General features: G+C 60.3%; 17 protein-coding genes. 8 read left to right on the forward strand and 9 right to left on the reverse strand.

Annotated features, from left to right (window positions below; translation table 11 throughout):
• Positions 1 to 5 precede the first annotated feature (5 nt).
• From rlmH to L6D82_RS09660, 4 genes are all read right to left on the reverse strand, one after another.
• Positions 6 to 473, reverse strand: coding sequence for a 23S rRNA (pseudouridine(1915)-N(3))-methyltransferase RlmH (gene rlmH / locus L6D82_RS09645; RefSeq protein ID WP_003185785.1), 468 nt, complete (start codon positions 471 to 473; stop codon positions 6 to 8).
• A gap of 9 nt (positions 474 to 482) precedes the next feature.
• Positions 483 to 977: a ribosome silencing factor gene (gene rsfS, locus L6D82_RS09650; protein WP_007958654.1), complete on the reverse strand. Its 495-nt coding sequence runs from the start codon at positions 975 to 977 to the stop codon at positions 483 to 485.
• A gap of 72 nt (positions 978 to 1,049) precedes the next feature.
• Positions 1,050 to 1,772, reverse strand: a complete 723-nt coding sequence (nadD, locus tag L6D82_RS09655; RefSeq protein WP_039771865.1) for a nicotinate-nucleotide adenylyltransferase — start codon at positions 1,770 to 1,772, stop codon at positions 1,050 to 1,052.
• Positions 1,741 to 3,012: a glutamate-5-semialdehyde dehydrogenase gene (locus L6D82_RS09660; RefSeq protein ID WP_236188880.1), complete on the reverse strand. Its 1,272-nt coding sequence runs from the start codon at positions 3,010 to 3,012 to the stop codon at positions 1,741 to 1,743. Before L6D82_RS09660 ends, nadD begins: the two co-directional genes overlap by 32 nt.
• Before the next feature lie 177 nt (positions 3,013 to 3,189).
• Here L6D82_RS09660 and L6D82_RS09665 point away from each other — a divergent pair, with 177 nt between their 5' ends.
• Positions 3,190 to 3,885 carry a DNA-3-methyladenine glycosylase gene (locus L6D82_RS09665; RefSeq protein ID WP_007958648.1) on the forward strand — a complete coding sequence of 232 codons (696 nt, stop codon included), beginning with the start codon at positions 3,190 to 3,192 and terminating at the stop codon, positions 3,883 to 3,885.
• Between the two features lie 54 nt (positions 3,886 to 3,939).
• On the forward strand, positions 3,940 to 5,256 hold the full coding sequence (locus tag L6D82_RS09670; RefSeq protein WP_085608764.1) for a bifunctional DedA family/phosphatase PAP2 family protein: 1,317 nt from the start codon (positions 3,940 to 3,942) through the stop codon (positions 5,254 to 5,256).
• On the opposite strand, the gene L6D82_RS09675 is transcribed toward L6D82_RS09670, so the two are convergent.
• The gene (locus tag L6D82_RS09675; RefSeq protein WP_236188881.1) at positions 5,253 to 5,831 is read right to left on the reverse strand and encodes a hypothetical protein; all 579 of its coding nucleotides are present in this window, start codon (positions 5,829 to 5,831) and stop codon (positions 5,253 to 5,255) included. The genes L6D82_RS09670 and L6D82_RS09675 overlap by 4 nt on opposite strands.
• A 48-nt stretch (positions 5,832 to 5,879) precedes the next feature.
• On the reverse strand, positions 5,880 to 6,089 hold the full coding sequence (locus L6D82_RS09680) for a hypothetical protein (RefSeq protein WP_236188882.1): 210 nt from the start codon (positions 6,087 to 6,089) through the stop codon (positions 5,880 to 5,882).
• 166 nt (positions 6,090 to 6,255) lie between these two features.
• Between L6D82_RS09680 and L6D82_RS09685 the strand changes: the two genes are divergently transcribed.
• On the forward strand, positions 6,256 to 9,705 hold the full coding sequence (locus tag L6D82_RS09685; protein WP_236188883.1) for a phage tail tape measure protein: 3,450 nt from the start codon (positions 6,256 to 6,258) through the stop codon (positions 9,703 to 9,705).
• Positions 9,706 to 9,970: 265 nt separating this feature from the next.
• Positions 9,971 to 11,380 carry a hypothetical protein gene (locus L6D82_RS09690; protein WP_236188885.1) on the forward strand — a complete coding sequence of 470 codons (1,410 nt, stop codon included), beginning with the start codon at positions 9,971 to 9,973 and terminating at the stop codon, positions 11,378 to 11,380.
• A gap of 12 nt (positions 11,381 to 11,392) precedes the next feature.
• Here L6D82_RS09690 and L6D82_RS09695 read toward each other — a convergent pair whose 3' ends face one another.
• The 3 genes from L6D82_RS09695 to L6D82_RS09705 are packed head-to-tail and all read right to left on the reverse strand — an operon-like array spanning position 11,393 to position 13,072.
• Entirely contained in the window at positions 11,393 to 11,983 is a 591-nt protein-coding gene (locus L6D82_RS09695) for an LON peptidase substrate-binding domain-containing protein (protein WP_085747646.1), read from the reverse strand.
• 10 nt (positions 11,984 to 11,993) lie between these two features.
• Positions 11,994 to 12,710: an LrgB family protein gene (locus tag L6D82_RS09700; RefSeq protein WP_007958637.1), complete on the reverse strand. Its 717-nt coding sequence runs from the start codon at positions 12,708 to 12,710 to the stop codon at positions 11,994 to 11,996.
• The gene (locus L6D82_RS09705) at positions 12,710 to 13,072 is read right to left on the reverse strand and encodes a CidA/LrgA family protein (protein WP_007958636.1); all 363 of its coding nucleotides are present in this window, start codon (positions 13,070 to 13,072) and stop codon (positions 12,710 to 12,712) included. Before L6D82_RS09705 ends, L6D82_RS09700 begins: the two co-directional genes overlap by 1 nt.
• 193 nt (positions 13,073 to 13,265) lie before the next feature.
• On the opposite strand from L6D82_RS09705, the gene L6D82_RS09710 reads away from it, so the two are divergent.
• The 4 genes from L6D82_RS09710 to L6D82_RS09725 all read left to right on the forward strand — a co-directional run bounded on the left by L6D82_RS09710 (position 13,266) and on the right by L6D82_RS09725 (position 19,058).
• Complete coding sequence (locus tag L6D82_RS09710; protein ID WP_007909575.1) at positions 13,266 to 13,721, forward strand: MaoC family dehydratase; 456 nt, start codon at positions 13,266 to 13,268, stop codon at positions 13,719 to 13,721.
• 110 nt (positions 13,722 to 13,831) lie between these two features.
• Complete coding sequence (locus tag L6D82_RS09715; RefSeq protein ID WP_236188887.1) at positions 13,832 to 15,559, forward strand: C13 family peptidase; 1,728 nt, start codon at positions 13,832 to 13,834, stop codon at positions 15,557 to 15,559.
• A 27-nt stretch (positions 15,560 to 15,586) separates the two neighbouring features.
• A complete protein-coding gene (locus L6D82_RS09720) occupies positions 15,587 to 16,228 on the forward strand; it encodes an oxidoreductase (protein WP_134020942.1) in 642 nt (213 codons plus the stop codon).
• A 244-nt stretch (positions 16,229 to 16,472) separates the two neighbouring features.
• Complete coding sequence (locus L6D82_RS09725) at positions 16,473 to 19,058, forward strand: hypothetical protein (RefSeq protein WP_236188889.1); 2,586 nt, start codon at positions 16,473 to 16,475, stop codon at positions 19,056 to 19,058.
• The last annotated feature ends 13 nt before the right edge of the window (positions 19,059 to 19,071 follow it).

Consider the following 19,071-nt stretch of genomic DNA (forward strand, 5'->3'; position numbering starts at 1 on the left):
GCGGATTACTTGTGGTAAGGGTGGCCGGACAGCACGGTCCAGGCACGATACAACTGCTCGCCGATGAGGATGCGCACCAGCGGGTGCGGCAGCGTCAGCGGCGACAACGACCAGCGCTGATCCGCGCGGGCACAGACTTCCGGCGCCAGCCCTTCCGGGCCACCGACCATGAAGTTGACCGTGCGCGAGTCCAGGCGCCAGCGATCGAGTTCGACCGCCAGTTGCTCGGTGCTCCACGGCTTGCCATGAACTTCGAGGGTGACGATCCGCTCGTTCGGCCCGACCTTGGCCAGCATGGCTTCGCCTTCCTGACGGATGAAGCGGGCCACGTCGGCGTTCTTGCCACGGGTATTGAGCGGAATTTCCACCAGTTCCAGCGCCAGCTCGGACGGAAGACGCTTGGCATATTCATGCCAGCCTTCTTCCACCCACTTGGGCATGCGTGAACCGACGGCGATCAGTCGCAGTCGCACAGCAATCCCTTACAGCTGGTCTTTGTTGAGCTTGGTGAAATGCTCGTGGGTGTTTTCCGGGCTGTGGTGCTTGGCGTCCGCCGCACGGCTTTGCTCGGCACCGGCCCACAGGCGCTCCAGGTCGTAGAACTGACGTGCCGAGGCGGTCATCATGTGCACGATCACCAGGTCCAGGTCCAGCAGCACCCAGTCGCTGTCGCCCTTGCCTTCTTCGCCCAGCGGCTTGGCGCCGTTCTTTTTGACCTCTTCGCGAACCTTGTCCAGCATCGCGTTGATCTGGCGGTTGGAAGTACCGGTGGCGATGATCATGTAGTCGGTGATGCTCTGCTTGTCGCGCACATCAATGATCTGGATATCCTGGGCCTTCACGTCTTCCAGGGCTGCAACGGCCACCTTGACCAGCTCGTCGCCCTTCAGCGGTTCGTTGGTGTTGACCGGTTCTGGCAGCGGGGCGCTCTTGAATGTGCCTTTGCGCTTTACTTTGGTTTGGTCTTTGTCAGTCATATAAAACTCGTTTTGCTCATATTTTCGGCGGCTTGGCGACACGTGGATTCGTATCAGTGAAGCACGCCTTGTTCAGTTCGACGCACGGTACAGACCGTGCGCATCGATGTAGGCCAGGACCGCGTCGGGCACCAGGAAACGTACCGACTTACCGCTGGCCAGCAGTTGACGGATCTGGGTGGCGGAAACCGCGAGCGGTGTCTGCCAGACGAATGCAATCTGTCCGCTCGGCCCCTTCAGGGCCAGCGGGTCGCTCACCGAACGCGCTGCCAGCAGGTTGCGCAAGGCATCCGGCGGTTCGCTGTCGGCGTCCGGGCGCTGTAGCACCAGGATGTGGCAATGCTGGAGCAACTCTTCCCAGCGGTGCCAAGTGGGCAGGCCGCAAAATGCGTCCCAGCCCAGAAGCAGAAAAACCTGGGTCTCGGCGGCCATTTCGGCACGCAGCGACTCCAGGGTATCGATGGTCCAGGACGGTTTGTCCCGCTGCAATTCGCGGGCGTCCACCACCAGCGGCGGCACACCGGCCACCGCACATTCAACCATTGCCAGCCGGTCCTGCGCCGACACCTGCGGCGTATCGCGGTGCGGCGGCCGGGCGCTGGGCATCATGCGCAGCTCATCAAGCCCCAGCGCTTCGGCGACTTCCAGCGCGCCACGCAAATGGCCGACGTGCACCGGGTCGAACGTCCCGCCCAGAACGCCAATGCGCCGGGGACGGGACCTCTTGCCGGGTTTCGGCGCTTTCAGGTCGAGGTCGGACAAGTCAGACCGTCGCCTGGCCGCGCAACTGGCCATCACCTACCACGATGTACTTCTCGCAGGTCAGTCCTTCCAGGCCCACCGGGCCACGGGCGTGCAGCTTATCAGTAGAAATGCCGATCTCGGCACCCAATCCGTATTCGAATCCATCGGCGAAGCAGGTTGGGGTGTTGATCATCACCGACGCCGAGTCGACCTGAGCCACGAACTGACGGGTGTCGGCGAGGTTTTCGCTGACGATCGAGTCGGTGTGGTGGGAGCCGAAATGGTTGATGTGTTCGACGGCCTGATCCAGGCCATCCACCACGCGGATCGACAGAATCGGCGCCAGGTACTCGGTGCTCCAGTCTTCCTCCGTTGCCGCTACGGCCTCGATGATCGCCCGGGTGCGTTCGCAACCGCGCAGCTCGACGCCTTTTTCGCGGAACTGCTTCGCCATCGACGGCAGGAAATCCTTCGCAACACGTTGATCGACCAGCAAGGTCTCCATCGCACCGCAGATGCCATAGCGGTAGGTCTTGGCATTGAAGGCGATGCGCTGGGCTTTCGGCAGGTCGGCGTGTTCGCTGACATACACGTGGCAGATGCCGTCAAGATGCTTGATCACCGGCACCCGGGCGTCACGGCTGATGCGCTCGATCAGGCCACGGCCACCGCGCGGCACGATCACGTCGACGTATTCAGGCATGGTGATCAGCGCGCCGACGGCGGCGCGGTCGGTGGTTTCCACCACTTGCACCACGGCAGCCGGCAGTTCGGCTACAGCCAGACCGCGCTGGATGCAGGCGGCAATCGCGCGGTTGGAATGAATCGCTTCGGAACCGCCGCGCAGGATGGTCGCGTTGCCGGACTTCAGGCACAGGCTCGCGGCATCGATGGTCACGTTGGGACGGGATTCGTAGATGATCCCGATCACGCCCAGCGGTACGCGCATCTTGCCGACCTGAATGCCCGACGGACGGAAGCTCATGTCGCGGATCGCACCGACCGGATCCGGCAGCGCTGCGACCTGACGCAGACCGACGATCATGCCGTCGATGCGCGCCGGGGTCAGTTCCAGACGTTCCAGTAGCGCAGGCTCCAGACCGTTGGCGCGACCGGCGGCCAGATCCTGTTCATTGGCTGCCGCAAGCTCGGGGCGGGCGGCGTCCAGGGCATTGGCGGCAGCCAGCAGGGCGCGGTTTTTCTGCGCGGTGCTGGCACGGCCGATGACGCGGGAAGCTTCGCGGGCGGCGCGACCCAATCGGGTCATGTAGTCAAGAACGGACTCAGTCATAGTCTGCTGGGGTCTTGGCAAAGAGGAAAGCGGCAGATTATAGCTGTCGCGTCCCGGGACTAACAGCGGTGACGGGCGGATGGTCGAAATGGACGGCGATTTGCCGACGTTCAGCCGGGATTAAGCCGTCAATTGTTATCATCACGACCTCCTTCGCCTGGATAAACATTGTTTGCCATGTCCAACCTGACCGTTCGCGCCACCTCCGCGCGCCAGCCTGTCGGCCTTGCGGACGCTTTTTTCGACCGTGACGCCCAGACACTGGCCCGCGATCTGCTCGGCAAAGTCATCCGCCACCGCGTCGGCGATTTGTGGCTCAGCGCCCGAATCATCGAAACCGAAGCGTATTACTGCGAAGAAAAAGGCAGCCACGCGTCCCTCGGCTACACAGAAAAGCGTAAGGCTTTGTTTCTGGACGGCGGCCACATCTATATGTACTACGCCCGTGGCGGCGATTCGCTGAACTTCAGCGCGCAGGGCCCGGGCAATGCGGTGCTGATCAAATCGGCTTATCCGTGGGTCGACGAGATCAGTGGCCCGGCCAGTCTGGCGCAGATGCTGCTGAACAACCCCGATGCCCAGGGGCGCCCGCGTCCGTCGCAGAAACTCTGTGCCGGACAGACGCTGTTGTGCAAGGCGCTGGGGCTGAAAGTGCCGGTGTGGGATGCCAAGCGCTTCGACCACGAAATTCTGCTGGTGGAGGACACCGGCCCTGCGCCAACTCATGTGATTCAGACCACCCGCCTGGGCATTCCCCATGGCCGTGACGAACACTTGATGTATCGCTTCGTCGATGCCGCCTATGCCCAGTGGTGCACGCGGAACCCGCTGCGCCGGGGTCAGGTCGAAGGTCGCGATTATTTTTTGCTGTGAATGCACACCCTTCGGCTCGCCGATCAGGGACATCAATGAAATGGAGTGGTTTGTATGGGCCCATGGCTCGATAGCGTGACCGGGTGGCTGGCCGCCAATCCGCAGTGGCTGGCCGCTGCAGTGTTTGTCGTGGCCTGCGTGGAATGCCTGGCGATTGCCGGTTTGATCGTGCCCGGCACGGTGCTGCTGTTTGCCGTGGCGGTGCTGGCCGGCAGCGGTGCATTGTCATTGAGCGAAACCCTGTTGCTGGGTTTCCTCGGCGGGATTCTCGGCGACGTGATTTCGTATTTCCTCGGCCGCCACTTCCACCAGAACATCCGGCGTCTGCCGGGCCTGCGCCATCATCCGGAATGGATGGCCGGCGCGGAAACCTATTTCCAGCGCTACGGCATCGCCAGCCTGCTGGTCGGGCGTTTCATCGGGCCGTTGCGGCCGATGCTGCCGATGGTCGCCGGGATGTGCGACATGCCCTTCCCGCGCTTCGCGGCCGTGAGTCTGCTGGCAGCGGCCGGCTGGAGCCTCGCGTACCTGCTGCCGGGCTGGGCCACCGGGGCGGCGATTCGCCTGCCGTTGCCGGAAGGTTTCTGGCTGCAGGCCGGAATCGTCGCCGGCAGCATTGCGGTGATGGTCGGCCTGAGCGCCAACAGCAGCCTGCGCCGCCATCGGCGGGCGACGATCTGGATCAGCAGCATGAGCCTGTTGATCCTGATCGGCCTGTTCATCGGTTACCCGTATCTGACCGCCCTCGATCAGGGCGTCATGACCCTGGTGCAGGAACACCGCCGCCCGGCGCTGGATGAGGTGGCGGTGGTGTTCACCCTGATCGGCGAGTTCCGCAACATGCTGCTGTTCAGTGCCCTGCTGACCGCGCTGCTGTTGCTGTGCCGTCAGTGGCGCCACGCGATCTTCGTGGGCGGCACCCTGCTCGTCACGGCCCTGGCCAACACCGGCACCAAGATGTTTTTCGCCCGGGTGCGCCCGGAAGTCCTGACCGATCCGCTCACCAGCTACAGCATGCCCAGCGGCCATGCGTCCGGATCGTTCGCGCTGTTCCTGACCCTGGCCGTACTCGCCGGACGCGGGCAACCGCCGAGACTGCGACTGACATGGTTGCTGATCGGCTGCATTCCGGCACTGGCGATTGCCTTGTCGCGGGTGTATCTGGGCGCGCACTGGCCGACGGATGTGCTGGCCGGCGCCATGCTTGCCGCGTGCGTGTGTGCCGCCGGGCTCTGGCTCAGCCAGCGGCAATCACCGCTCGGCGCCATGCCGCAGAGAGTCTGGTGGCTGGTGTTGCCGGCGCTGGTCGCCCTGTTCGGTTTCTTCGTGCTGCGACACTTGCCGCATACCATGCTGCGCTATTCGTACTAGGCGACGGCAGACAGCAGCGAAGGATTGCTCCTCAAGACGAACGATACCGACGAAGGGTTGTAGGCATTGTGCCCGGTGTCGTTCGGATTCTTGTCCAGGAAGTAGGTGAGCCCTTCCTTTGTCTCATGCTGAAACAGGCGCATCTTCTTCTCTACGCTGAACAGCGCCACAGAAACCGGATTGGACGGCAAGTCACCAAACGACTTGAGCTTTCCGGCATAAGTTTCCAGCTCAAAGTAACTACCGCCACTTTTCGCGGCCAGAAGATGCCTTGTACTTTGATCAAGTCGCAGCTGCCAATTAAAGTAACGACCGGCCGCTTTGACATTAAGGGCATATCGCCCCTGATAATCCGGAACAAACTCCAATAACAGCGGCTCGGCATCATCATGATCCGCGAGTGTCACGATTGGCGAACTGATTTCGTCATTCAGGGAAATCTCCGCATTCAACCTCTGCCCCGTGGTGATCCGCGGCTGCTTCAAACGTTGTTCCATGACTTGATAATTGAGCACCAGCGGAAGTCCATCCGCGAACAGTTGCCCCGTGAAGGTAATATTATTGGCATCAGACATGTGAAGGTTCTCTTCTTGTTAAAAACGGACTGAACAACAGACAGGATTTCATTTACCAGCAGCCTGGGCCGGATCGTTCTTCACACGTCTGCGTTTGCGGCGCTCAAGCACCATGGAATCCGCGTAGTAGCCGGCGGCCTTGAGGACAATGTCGATATTCAGATCAACGCCTGCATGTTTAAAAATATACTTCCCGGCAATATCATCCCAGAACGCCCATTCATCTTCATAAATTGTCACATTGTTCTCCTTGTTCATGAAACCCGCTTCCTGCGAGCCGGGTTCAACGCTAAATCAAAAGCACCCGACAAACCACTTCAAAGACAATACAAAAAACAACAATACAAACGGAAAAACAATAACAACCGAACACACCTGCTCAACATGCCAAAGTCTCCAGACACTTCATCAACGAGTATTGATTTTGGCCAAACCTTTTAACATCAACTCTGAAACTATTCTTACAGCCCCCATAACAATTTCCGACATTAACACTCCATCAAATTCAGCAACGGCGGAAACCGATGTACCGTCCGGCAAAATGTCGGACCTGAACGATCTGGACAAACTGTTCGGGCCCCTGCGATTTGGCGAACTGACCGTGAGCCGCCAGACACTTCAGGCGCTGGGTGCCCGGGTCAACGGCGAGGCCATTACAGCAGCCAACACGTACTTCCCCGAGCCCGATCAGGCCTTTATCGATGGGCTGCAATTCGATCCCGCCCAGGTTGAGCGGCGGATCAAGTCAGTCGATGGTCAGGAGCACCAACGGGTACCGGAATTACTCTACGAAATCGTCACTCTGCGCTCCCCCGACGCAGCACCGCTTCTGCGCGAAATATCCGCCAGTGATGCTGAGCACCCCATGCAGAAAATCGGCAAACTGCTGACCGCCACTCAACAGCTGGATATCCAAAGAAGCCCGCTGCCCGAACATTTGCCGGGCTGGGTAGACAAAGCCAAGAGTCGCGGCATGACCAGTATGGGCGCCGGGCTGCAGGCCTACGGTTTGTACAGCGCCTACATGGGCGCCATCGACGGCCTCAAGAAAGGTCAGATGGGCGAAGTGTTGATCAATGCGGGGGGCGCTTTCGCAGAGATCACTTCACTGGGCCTCGAATACGCGCTGAACAAGACCGGCGAACAGATGATCCGTCAGGGTTCCATGGCCCTCGAACAATTCGGCAAGACCACCATGGGCAAATGGCTGTGCCGGGGCGCAGGCCTGATCGCCAGCTTGCTGACGTTGCCCTTCGACATCTACACCGCCATCAAATCCTTCAACGATGCGGCCAGGGCCCAGGGCAAGGAAGCTCAGGATCTGTACGTCACCGGCGGCTTGAGCGTGTTCAGCGGTGCCCTGTCCATTGCCCTTGGCTGCGCAGCACTGATGGGTTTTCAGGCGGCGGGCCCGGTGGGGATTGCAGCGGCGGCGATCATGATTGTCGGTGCCCGAATCTACGGTGCCGCCCGCATGGTCGAAGATATCGACGAATACATCGAGCTGACCGTGAACGAACGCTGGCGTGCCGGCTGGTTCGCGTTCACCGGACAAAGCCAGGACAAGGCGCTGATGGAGCGCTACCTGATCGCCAAGACCACGAGCGATTATGCCAAAGCCTTGAAAACCCGCAGCCTTGGCTGGCTCGACAATGAATTCAAGGAAAGTGTCGATGTGATCGTCAATGGCCGTTACGAGGTCACGTTGCAGCCAACTCGTCTTTATCGCTTCCAATGGGATGAGGCCAAAGGAGAAACACCCTATACCACCGAAAATCTCCCCGTCATCAGTGATACGGACGATACCTGCGATGCGAGGAAGGGCGTATCAGGCTCGGACGCCGTCATCGCCCAGACCAAAAGCGACCCGGCGAAAGGGGTCTTCTGGAACCTGGGCGGCGGCCATGACACGGTGCAAGGCGTCGAGGACAAGCCGAATTTCTTCAGCTATGCCAGTGGCCGTAAAACCCTGGACGGCGGCAACAAGGATGACTCCTTTCTGTTTCAGTCGGCTTCCGAAGCGCTGTCTGATGACCCGACCACCGTCAGTGAGCTGTCCGGTGGTGACGGCACCGACCTGCTTTGGCTGCAAGGCAAACATAAAAACGAAGACCCTCTCGCTAGCCCGCCGCGCCATATCGGTTTTGATGTCGACCTGAAAAAAGGCAGGCTGGCGGTGCGTCCTGTCGATCCGGCGCGTGCGCCGGTGCTGCATTCAACCTTCAGGTCCGTCGAAAAGGTCGAGACACTGGCTGGCGCGCTCAACCGCGTGACCGGTTCCGACCACGCCGACACCATTGCCGCCAATGGCGATGACCGCGTCGATGCCGGAGCCGGCGATGACCGCATCGCCGTCCGCGGCCTTCGTAGCACCGTCGATGGAGGCAGCGGCCGCGACACCTACGAAATTGCCCCGAACTGCCTCAAGGTTTCCCTCCACGAGGATGGTCAGGAACCGAGCACGGTCTATCTGGGCGTGACGCTCGAAGCCATCCAGCGCTGGTACGTGCGCAATGACGCGCTGGTCATTGAATCCCTGCGCGACGACGACATCCGGTCGCCCATGCGGGAACTGGTGCTGGAGGCGGTGTACCGGACGGTCGATGGCAAACGCACCTTGCGCAACGACAAATGGACGTTCATTACACAGGACGGCTACCACTTGCTGCCGGCGTGGCCTGCCGATACCCCGGACCTGGCCGACCTGACCGTGAAAGTGACCGTTCTGACCGTCGGCACAACGAAATCCTCGCCGGTGCCGGTCAATGATCTCCCTCGCAGGATTTCCAACAAACCGCACTCGTACTACTTCATCTCGCGCCAGATCCGTCATGCAATCCTGATGGCAACGCCACACGCAAATCCGACCCGAAGCACTCTGTACGTCGACCGCGACAGCACGGAAATCGATGAAGTCCGGGCGATTTATACCGTTACCAAAACCAGGCCAAACGCATTCACGCTGCTCAGCTACACGGACATTCACCACACCATCACGTTCCACGAAAGTGGTGGCTTGCTCTCGTTGCACGGTGCTGCAAGAGAAAATCCGGGCAAGAAACGCGACATGGGAGCCGGAATCCTGGCCTCCGGCTGGCAGATGAATCACCCGATGACGCTGGTCATGCGAGACGGGATTTCCTATCACCTCGACTTTCCACATCCCACGTATCTAAACGACGCAAGGAACCCGGGTTATACCGTAGTGCAAAGCCGCACCTCGCTGCGCGAGCGAGCCGGCCGGTATATTTTCGTCAGGCCCTCTGTCGAGAAGCGCACGCTGAAGGCAACCTCGCAGCGGGTCGACTTTCAGGCAGCCGAGCACAATGCGACCTATTGGCTGGAGGGACGATCGTCGAGCTATGAACTGTTTCCCGCCAGCGCCACGTCCATCCGGCTGTCCACCGCAGAAGCGGATGCCAACGTCTCGGGCTCTTCCACCTGGTTCATTCACACGCAACATCTGCAAGAGCAGATCAGCCACCGCGATCTTTCCATCAAGGACAACCTGCTCAGAATCGGCAGCATCCGGATTCAACTGCCGGACAGCAACGATCCGCTGACGCCACTGGAAACCATCGAAGTCGTGGTCTCCTCGGGAAACCGTTATCGGATCAATGCACTGTTCGAGGTGATCGGTCTGTGCGCCATCAATGCCCGAGCCTACCCATCGGTTCAGGCCATCGCCCAGGACATTCGTGAGCATCAACGGCGTGAAGAGCTTGAGTCCGACGAAGTGTCCGTTCACCACATTCGCCTGAGCGAAACCGCTGCCGGCAAGATTTCATACAACGTTGCCACCCACGTCTGGAGCAGCGAAACCGCTCCGACCCGCTCGATACCTGTCGAGCACCTGATCATCGTCAAGGAATGACACCATGCGACCAAAACCACCCTCACCGCCAGGCTTTTCCAAGGGTAATACGCCCGCCGACTCGCTTGCTGAACTCCCACGATTGCGACCGCAAGCGCCAGACCCACAGCTACCGCATTCGTCGCCAGACCTGACGGCCGCGCATCCGCGAAACCCGGGACACACCCCGCCCCTCGCGGACACACCGAAAATCGAAGTGTCTGACCTGCCGGTCGCTTCCCGTGAAACGGCGACCGGACTGGACAGTTACCGTTTGAACCCCGGATTGCTGCGCAACCTGCAACCGCCCAACGAGGAGGGTCTGCGCTACATCGTCGGACGCGCGTTCGTCGATGTGAAAGACAGCGGCACGGTGTATGTGGAATTCGATGCGAACCTGGGCACCTATCGGGCCATGGATCTATACAAAAAGCTGTCTCCCGGGCCGGTGCTCTACAGAAATACCGGTGAATCGACCTGGAGCCCGGCCTCACATACCCCCTCGAAACGCCCCCATTCCCAGGTCAGTGACGTTGATACGCCGGAGCCAGCCAAACAAGCGCAGACCTCTCCTTTGTCGGCGCATGAAGCCACCACCCGACTGCTGAACGACTCGTTGCTCACGATGCATCCACTGATGACGCTCGGCCAGCGCGTCGAGTTTTTGCGCGCCTATAACCTGTCGCCACGACAACACATCCGGTTGCACAGTGATCTGACCGCCGATCCCCGGGTGATGCCGGAGTGGGCCGAGCAGCATCACTTACGCTCTCGGGACGAGAACGATCCGACCCGCTTCGATCAACTGTATGAAGAAATCGAACCGCTGCTACTGCCCGTGCGGAACGGAACACTGCGCAGCGACCTGATCGACTTCGACAAAAGCGTCACCCGGGAATTTCTCGACGCCTTTCTGACCCGACTCGGTTACCTGCGCAACAGCAGCGACTGCCTGTATCGCACGGATATTCCGGGTCTGTTCAGGGCCGATGAACGCACGCCTTTCGAGTTCTACAACGACGGACGCATGCTGCCTCGCCTGAAACACCCGCGCGGCGCCACGACCGAAAAACCGATCAGTGCCACGGTCAGCCATCAGTTGGTCAAGAGATATAGCGCCAGGGGCACCGAGGCTCCCGATCCGGAGTACCTGCGCTACAACAGCCAGAGAAACAAATATCCCGGCAAAAAACCGGGTGAATCGGACAACGAGTCAGGGAACTCCGACAACGACTGGTCCGATGCATCGGACGTAGAACTGGACACCGAACGCAATTACGAGACGATCCGCCACGATCAGCAGTTCATCTTCTCTTACGTCATCGATACCCGAAGGATGGAGGTGGTCCTCAACGAAGAGAACCATTTGCTCAATCTGGCGGCACGGGAAAGGAATGCCTGGTTTCCAGATGACGAACTCGAAGCCCTGATTTCAACGTCCAAGCGAGGTATCGAATCAGAGCGTCTGTGGCTGCTCGACTCGACCTTCACGCGTGCCGCCAGAGTCGACGATGTCGCCGCTCAAGCCCAAACCAGCTACATCGGCAATGACATCGAGGCGCGGACCCACAGCGGCATTTCCAATCAACATGAATACGACGCTTTGATCGATGCGGTGGCCAGGGCCGGCAAGCCGATCCTTGCATTTCCAGGTGGCCGGGACTGGTTCGCCAATGACATCGTCTGGCCCGTATAACCGGGTCGAGTCTTAAGCGAACAACTCGCCCTGCAATTCATCGAGCAGCGCCTGAATCGCATCCAGTCGCTGCTGCGGGTCGTCGAGTTGCAGCAAATCGATCTTGTCTTCCTCGGCGAACGGCAGCAGATACGCCAACTGATTGGCCAGTGATTGCTGCCCCGCCGCTTCGATGCCCATGTTCAACGCCTCGACCATCGGGTGCTCGGCGAGAGCCTTGAGCAGCGCCACCAGATCGGCGTCTTCATCCTGCAGCGGTTGCTCGGGTTCTTCGTCCAGCCACTCGACCTCGGCCATGATCAATTGATCGCGCTGCACGTCGGTGCTCTGCACGATGAAGCGCCGCCCGCCCTGCACCCGGATGCCCAGCAGTCCGTTGTCCTGCTGCTGGAAATCGGTGATGCGCGCTTCGCAGCCGACCATGGCGAAACCTTCCGGCGCGACGCCGACTTCGCTGCCTTCCAGGATGCACACCACGCCGAACCCGCCGCCCTGTTTCATGCAGCGGCCGATCATGTCCAGGTAGCGTGCTTCGAAGATCTGCAGATCCAGATTGCAGCCGGGAAACAGCACCGTGTTCAGCGGAAAAAGCGGCAGACTCATAGACATTTCCTTACACCACCATCGACACCGCCAACGGCAGGAACACCGCCGTGGCCACGCCCATCAGACTCATCGCCAGCGCCGCGAAGGCGCCGCACTCATCGCTTTCCTGCAACGCCACCGAGGTGCCGACCGCATGTGCCGTCATGCCCAGCGCCATGCCGCGCGCCTCCGGGCTGTGCACACCGAGACGGGTCAGCAGCGCCGGCCCGAAGATCGCGCCGATCACCCCGGTGATCAACACGAAAACCGCCGCCAGTGCCGCGACACCGCCGATCTGTTCGGCCACCAGCATGGCGATCGGTGAGGTCACCGACTTGGGCGCCATGGTCATCAGGATCATGTGATCGGCACCGAACCACCAGCCCAGCGCCACGCCCATGCCCGTGGCGACCACGCCGCCTATCACCAGCGTAGTAAAAATCGGCCAGAACAATTGCCGGATGCGTCGCAGATTCAGATACAGCGGCACTGCCAGCGCAACGGTCGCCGGGCCCAGCAGAATACTGAGGATCTCGGTGCTCTTGCGGTACTCGGCGTAGGTCAGGCCGCAGCCGACCAGCACGCCGATCACCAACAGCATCGAGACCAGCACCGGTTGCAGAAAGATCCAGCGGGTTTTCTCGAATGCCGCCAGCACCAGTTGATAGGCACCGAGGGTGATGCCGATGCCGAACAGGGGATGGTGAATCACCGAAGCCCAGGCACCTTGCCAGTCGAACAGCATCAGGACTCCTCCGAATGCGGCGCGTGACGCTTGACCAGCCGTTGCATCAGCACGCCGGCGAAGGCCATCGACAGAATCAGCGAGACCACCAGCGCACCGACAATGGCCCAGAAATCCGCGGCAATCGCCGTGGCATACACCATCACGCCCACCGCCGGCGGCACCAGCAGCAATGGCAGATAACGCAGCAGGCTGCCGGCCGCAAGGTTCAGCGGCTCGCCGACTTCACCGCGCACGATCAGAAATACCAGCAACAGCAAAAGGCCGATGATCGGCCCCGGCAGTACCGGCAACAGCAAATGATTGAGGGCCGTGCCGAGCAATTGAAACAGCACCAGCATGGTCAGGCCGCGTAGCAACATCCGTCATCTCCGTCTTACTTTTCGCCTCGCAAGTCGCCCGCATTATAAGCACGCCTGCGCTATGGATCGGCATTCGCCAAAAGCATGGTCGGTTGACCTGAGCAAATCGCCATGATGATCTACAGTGGTTCGCAGGGCGGTCAAATCCCCCACCTGAAAAACTATAAAACCGATGAACCCAAGGAGAGTCTCAATGCCCTATGTTCCAGTTGCAGAGCTCAAAGATTATGTCGGCAAGGAACTCGGACGTTCCGAATGGCTCACCATCGATCAGGAGCGCATCAACCTGTTCGCCGAAGCCACCGGGGATTACCAGTTCATCCATGTCGACCCGGTCAAAGCCGCGCAAACGCCATTTGGCAGCACCATTGCACACGGTTTCCTGTCGTTGTCGCTGATCCCCAAACTGATGGAAGACATCCTGATCCTGCCGCAAGGCGTGAAGATGGTGGTCAACTACGGCCTGGACAGCGTGCGTTTCATCCAGCCGGTCAAGGTCAACTCCAAGGTCCGGCTCAAGGTCGACCTCGGTGAAGTGACCGAGAAAAAACCTGGCCAGTGGCTGCTCAAGGCCACCGCCACCCTGGAGATCGAAGGCTCGGACAAACCGGCCTACATCGCCGAACCGCTGTCGCTCTGCTTCGTTTAAGCGCCTGGATGCGAAGCGGCTCACGCTGTTTCGCATCCGCTCCTCCCCGCCGGCTGTATTAGGTCACATAGCTGCGGCATACTCGGTCGCCTAATTGCCCGGATCCCGCTATGCGCTCATTCGCTCCTCTTGCTCCCCTTGCCTTGACCCTGTTGCTGGCCGCGTGTGGCGACGGCGAATCGCTGTTGCCGCCGGATGCACGCCTGCCCGACGGCGGCCGCTATCGCGGTGAACTGGTCGATGGTTTGCTGCAAGGCCAGGGCCGGGTCGACTACCCCAACGGCAGCTGGTACGCCGGGGCGTTCGACAAGGGGCAATGGCATGGTCAGGGCGAATGGCACGGCAGCAATGGCGAGGTCTATCGCGGCAACTTCCAGCAAGGGCTGTTCGACGGCCAGGGCGCGCTGACCACCACGGCCGGCAGCTACACCGGCGGTTTCAAGCTGGGCCGACGTGACGGCGAAGGCACCCTTAAAGAAAACGCGATGACCTATCGCGGCGAATTCAAGGCCGACCAGTATTCCGGGCTCGGTCGCCTCGAGCTGGATGACGGCAGTTCCTATCAGGGCCAGTTCGCCCACGGCAAACCCAACGGCGAAGGCCAGCGCGGCGATGCCAGCGGCAATCAGTTCACCGGCCACTTCGTCAACGGCCAGCTCGAAGGCAACGGCACCTTCAACAGTGCCGACGGCGACATCTACGTCGGCGGCTTCAAGAACAATCAACTGCACGGCAAGGGTCGCTACGAAAACGCCGATGGCGATGTCTGGCTCGGGCAGTTCAAGGAAGGCGCGCTGACCGGCAAGGGCGAACTGATCGGCGCCGACGGCAGCCACTACATCGGTTACTTCAATGATTGGCGCTTCAGCGGTCAGGGTCGCCTGAACCTGTCCGATGGCAGCTTCTACGTCGGTGGATTCGACAGCGACAGTTATTCCGGACGCGGCACCCTGGTGCTCACCGATGGCAGTGTGCTCAGCGGTACCTGGATCAACGGCCAGCGGGTACGCGATGCCGACGGCAAGTTGCTGCCGGACACCCTAGAACTCGGCCTGCTGGCCCAGGGTCGCCTGCTCGACGAGGCGCTGGCCAATGTGCCGGCCTCGACTCCGGCGGTGGAGCTGTACACCCTGACCCTCGGCGGCGACGGCAAGCAGAGCGTGTTCCTGCGCGAATCCGATTACGTGGCCAACATGCTCACCAGCCGTTTCGGCGCGTTTGGCCAGATTCGCCTGGTCAACCATCGCGACCACCTCGGCGACCGGCCGATGGCCACCCGCGAAAACCTGCGGCGCGCCGCTCAAACCCTGGCCGAACGCAGCGGCCCGGAAGACCTGGTGTTCATTTACCTGACCAGCCACGGCACCGCCGAACACGAACTGGTGCTCGACCAGCCGCGCATGGAACTGGCCGACCTGCCCGCCGACGAACTCGCCGCTGTGCTCGCACCGCTGAAGAATCGCGACAAGATCATCGTCATCTCTTCGTGCTATTCCGGCGGTTTCATTCCGGCGCTGAAGGACGAGCGCACGCTGATCATGACCGCCTCGCGCGCCGATCGCGTGTCGTTCGGTTGCTCCGAGGAGGCCAACTTCACCTACTTCGGCGATGCCCTGTTTGCCCAGGCGCTGAACCAGACCGACGACCTGGAGCAAGCCTTCAAACTGGCCAAGGCCACCGTCGCCGAGCGCGAACTGGCGGACAACTTCGAAGCCTCTGAACCGCAGATCTGGGCGCCGAAAACCGTGCTGGCGCACTGGCAACTGCTGCGTAAACAGCAAGCGAGAAAAGCATTGCAAAGTGCTGCGTTGAACGACGGAGCGATAAAGAGCAACTAAGCTGAACAGTATCAAGGGAGAGACACTATGTACTTGACGCCTCAGCATGTCTTGCTTGCCGGAGCCACCGGATTGACCGGTGAACATCTGCTCGACCGCCTGCTCAACGAGCCGACGATCAGCCGCGTCCTTGCCCCCTCACGCCGGCCGCTGGCTGAACATCCGCATCTGGAAAACCCGGTCGGCGATCCACAGACCTTCCTGCCGCAACTGACCGGTCGGGTCGACATTGCCTATTGCTGTCTCGGCACCACGATCAAACAGGCCGGCTCCGAAGAGGCGTTTCGCGCCGTGGATCTGGACATGGTGGTGGCGTTCGCCAAGCGCGCCCGGGAAATGGGAGCACGGCACCTGATCGTGATCAGCGCCCTGGGGGCAGATCGCCGGTCCTCGGTGTTCTACAACCGGGTAAAAGGAGAAATGGAATACGCATTGCGCGCGCAGGACTGGCCGCAATTGACCATCTGCCGGCCATCGCTGTTGCTCGGCGAACGCAGCGAGCCCCGTCTGGGCGAACAGCTCGCCGCGCCATTCTCTAAATTGATCCCCGGCAAATACCGTGGCATCGAAGCCTGCCAACTGGCCCGCGCCATGTGGCGTCTGGCGCTGGAGGAGCAGGATGGTGTGCGGATTGTCGAGTCGGACGAACTGAGAAAACTCGGCAAGTAAGCTCACTCGCCACAGCGGTTCAACGCGGATCCCGGGTAACCATTTCCAATGAAGCCCGAGGATCTTGCGTGAACTGGCCGACATTCGAAATAAAGTGAATCGAATCAACCCGCGTGTCGTAGCTATCTACCACGTGCCCCTTCCCTTTCATGGATAACGTGCCCTCCAGCACACCTGCGTCTACGGCCATTCCGCCATGGGATGACACCACAGCACGTCAGGCAATCAATGAAAGGACTCCTTGATGGCACCGCAAACAAAAACGTCGAAAGGCACCAGCAAAACGCCACCCACCCTCGACAGGTCGACTCCGGAAACATCGCCGACTCAGCGTCATGATTTCCCGGGTTTGATTCGATCCCCGGAAACAGACAGCGCCAGCCGCCCCACGGAGGCGCCTGCCCCACTTTCTTCAAGTGACACATTGCCCGCGATACAGATTCAGGATCTGACCCACCCGCCTGGAGACACTCAAGGAAGCTCATCCAGCGACCCACATGCGAGCGGATCGATCCGTCACTACGAGTTACCGGCGCAACTGCGAACGCGATTACCCGCCGTCAACACCGAAGGGTTGCGGGTTCACAGGGGACGCATTTATGCCGAGGTCCAATACACCACGACCACGACGGTCATGGTGGCCTGGGACGAAGGCCTAGGAACCTACCGAGCGATGCGCCCACAGGAAGCGCAGCCCTCGGGCCCCGTCCTGCAATTCGACACCGAAAGCAATACCTGGCGGGTCGCTGAGCCATGGGTTATCAGTCAGGCCCTCGAGTCCACGGTACACCGGCAGGCAGACAATACCGACGATAACGCAGCACAGCCCCACCTGCCGGGACCGGCCAGGACGCAGCCGAACACTGCACCGATTTACGTCGATACCCAACATTACGTATGGAACGAGAAGGCCAACAATCACCATGGCTATGTGGTCCTGCACCGAAAAATGCGCCGGACCGAAGAGATCGGACCGCCGCTGCATCATGCATTCATGGACGAAAGCGGCTCGTTTGTCAGTGTCGAGCCTTCCGCTTCGCGAATCGATCAGCCAGCCGAACTGTTAACAGCCTGGACAGACCGCGATATCTGGGATCTCTACGGGATACAGGGCGCAGAAATCACCCGTTTCCGCAGCGAAGCGCACAGCACCGGGAAGAAACCTCTATGGGCTACCGTTCGGACACAACGGATGGAAAACGCCTACCTGTTTGACGAGCTGTACCGCTGGTCTGGCATGGACATGGATCGCGACCTGTTCAACAGCCTCCTGAACCATCAGAACCGCACGCCCGCCCAATGGGCAGAACACCTCCAGTCCGTCACCTTGCACCGCAGCCCATCTGGCCCACAAACGCCATTGCCAAGCCCGCCAACACCCGGCTCGCCCTCTCCACGCACATCAACACCCGACACGTCCGGGACAGCGGACGCCACGCTTGCCTACGGTGATCAGCGCCACTACACCTGGGATCTCGACAAGTCGAATTTCCATGGTTATGTCGAAATGCAACGCAAGCCTGGCTTGAATGACAATCATGGACCGCTCACACAACTGGCGTTTCGTGAAGGTGCCAGACTGACTGTCGTCAAAGCCACCGATTATCCGATCTACAAAGAGAATGTTCTGCGCCCGTTCTGGCGGGACATCGACATCTGGAACCTCTATCGGATCGAAGGACCCGACATCGTGCGCTTTCGTCGGGAGGTTGCGCGCCATCAGAAACCGCCTGCCTGGGTCAAACAACGGGAATACCCTTCCCAGCGTGAACAACTGTTCGACTACCTGCGGCTGTGGACCAACCCTGATTCTCCGCTCAAAACACGAGAGCAAATCCTCGCCCGGTTCCAGCCCTACAATCTTTCCGTCCAGCAACTAATACGACTGTGCAAGGAGCTGTCGCCGACAGGGCAGTTCAAGAACCTGATCAATGATGAAATGCCTGGATGGGTCAAGACCTATCAGGATCGCACCCGGCTGGTAACCAACGAAAAACTCTTCGAACCGTTTCTGCCGGAAATCGATGCTGAAATCATCCAGCTGAGAAATCAGGGAGAAGGCACCAGCCTGCTGAAGGCGAGTCTGACCGAACCCTTCTTTCAGGAGCTGTTGCGGCTCAGCGGCTTCAAGCGCAACACGCACAATTATCTGTACAGAACCGACATTCCTGCCGTGTTCAAAGTGGATGACCGGACACCTTTCGAAATAGCCCGGCCCGGGGCCATGGTCCCAAGCGTGGTATCGGCTGTGGGCACCACGAGCGAGACACCCGTCAGTGCAATGTTCAGCCTGAAGACCGCCATGGACTTTGCGAATGAAACCAGAGGAGTGACAGGCATAGAGGCGCACCAGACAACCAGCGGCACTTCGACGCCCCCCGCTCAACGCATCCGGTTTTGCTACCTGCTCGATACCCGCAATGTGGAAGTCGTTGCGGGACAGGACAACCGCGTCTACAACCCGACGCGGCTCGAACGAAGCCCTGCGGATGGCAAAACGTGGTTCCCGAGCATGAAGATGGAAGGCCATGTATCGATGTCGTCGATCGGCTTCACGTCGAGGCGCGTCTGGCTGGTCAACTCGGGCATGACCCGCGCGGCGACAGTGGAAGATATCCATTTGCAGGCGTTGAAGCACGCCACGGGATCGGATCAAAACCCTGCCGACGCCATCGAGTCCCGCACGCGGGCAGGAGAATTGAACCGGGACGAATATGACGGGTTGATCGATGAAGTGGCGAACGCCGGCAAGCGCGTTATCGAATTGCCGGCGGGACAGGACATATTCTCCGACGACATCGTCTTTCCGCCCGAAACGATCACGTTATAGGGAGCTTCAATGG

Origin of the sequence: Pseudomonas paraglycinae, assembly GCF_021601625.1 — a bacterium.
Lineage (GTDB): Bacteria > Pseudomonadota > Gammaproteobacteria > Pseudomonadales > Pseudomonadaceae > Aquipseudomonas > Aquipseudomonas paraglycinae.

Bases quoted from the DNA above. Each gene is read 5' to 3' on its own strand.
- rsfS (WP_007958654.1), bottom strand. From the start codon at position 977: ATGACTGACAAAGACCAAACCAAAGTAAAGCGCAAAGGCACATTCAAG.
- nadD (WP_039771865.1), bottom strand. From the start codon at position 1,772: ATGGCCAGTTGCGCGGCCAGGCGACGGTCTGACTTGTCCGACCTCGAC.
- L6D82_RS09660 (WP_236188880.1), bottom strand. From the start codon at position 3,012: ATGACTGAGTCCGTTCTTGACTACATGACCCGATTGGGTCGCGCCGCC.
- L6D82_RS09665 (WP_007958648.1), top strand. From the start codon at position 3,190: ATGTCCAACCTGACCGTTCGCGCCACCTCCGCGCGCCAGCCTGTCGGC.
- L6D82_RS09670 (WP_085608764.1), top strand. From the start codon at position 3,940: ATGGGCCCATGGCTCGATAGCGTGACCGGGTGGCTGGCCGCCAATCCG.
- L6D82_RS09675 (WP_236188881.1), bottom strand. From the start codon at position 5,831: ATGTCTGATGCCAATAATATTACCTTCACGGGGCAACTGTTCGCGGAT.
- L6D82_RS09680 (WP_236188882.1), bottom strand. From the start codon at position 6,089: ATGAACAAGGAGAACAATGTGACAATTTATGAAGATGAATGGGCGTTC.
- L6D82_RS09695 (WP_085747646.1), bottom strand. From the start codon at position 11,983: ATGAGTCTGCCGCTTTTTCCGCTGAACACGGTGCTGTTTCCCGGCTGC.
- L6D82_RS09700 (WP_007958637.1), bottom strand. From the start codon at position 12,710: ATGCTGTTCGACTGGCAAGGTGCCTGGGCTTCGGTGATTCACCATCCC.
- L6D82_RS09705 (WP_007958636.1), bottom strand. From the start codon at position 13,072: ATGTTGCTACGCGGCCTGACCATGCTGGTGCTGTTTCAATTGCTCGGC.
- L6D82_RS09710 (WP_007909575.1), top strand. From the start codon at position 13,266: ATGCCCTATGTTCCAGTTGCAGAGCTCAAAGATTATGTCGGCAAGGAA.
- L6D82_RS09715 (WP_236188887.1), top strand. From the start codon at position 13,832: ATGCGCTCATTCGCTCCTCTTGCTCCCCTTGCCTTGACCCTGTTGCTG.
- L6D82_RS09720 (WP_134020942.1), top strand. From the start codon at position 15,587: ATGTACTTGACGCCTCAGCATGTCTTGCTTGCCGGAGCCACCGGATTG.
- L6D82_RS09725 (WP_236188889.1), top strand. From the start codon at position 16,473: ATGGCACCGCAAACAAAAACGTCGAAAGGCACCAGCAAAACGCCACCC.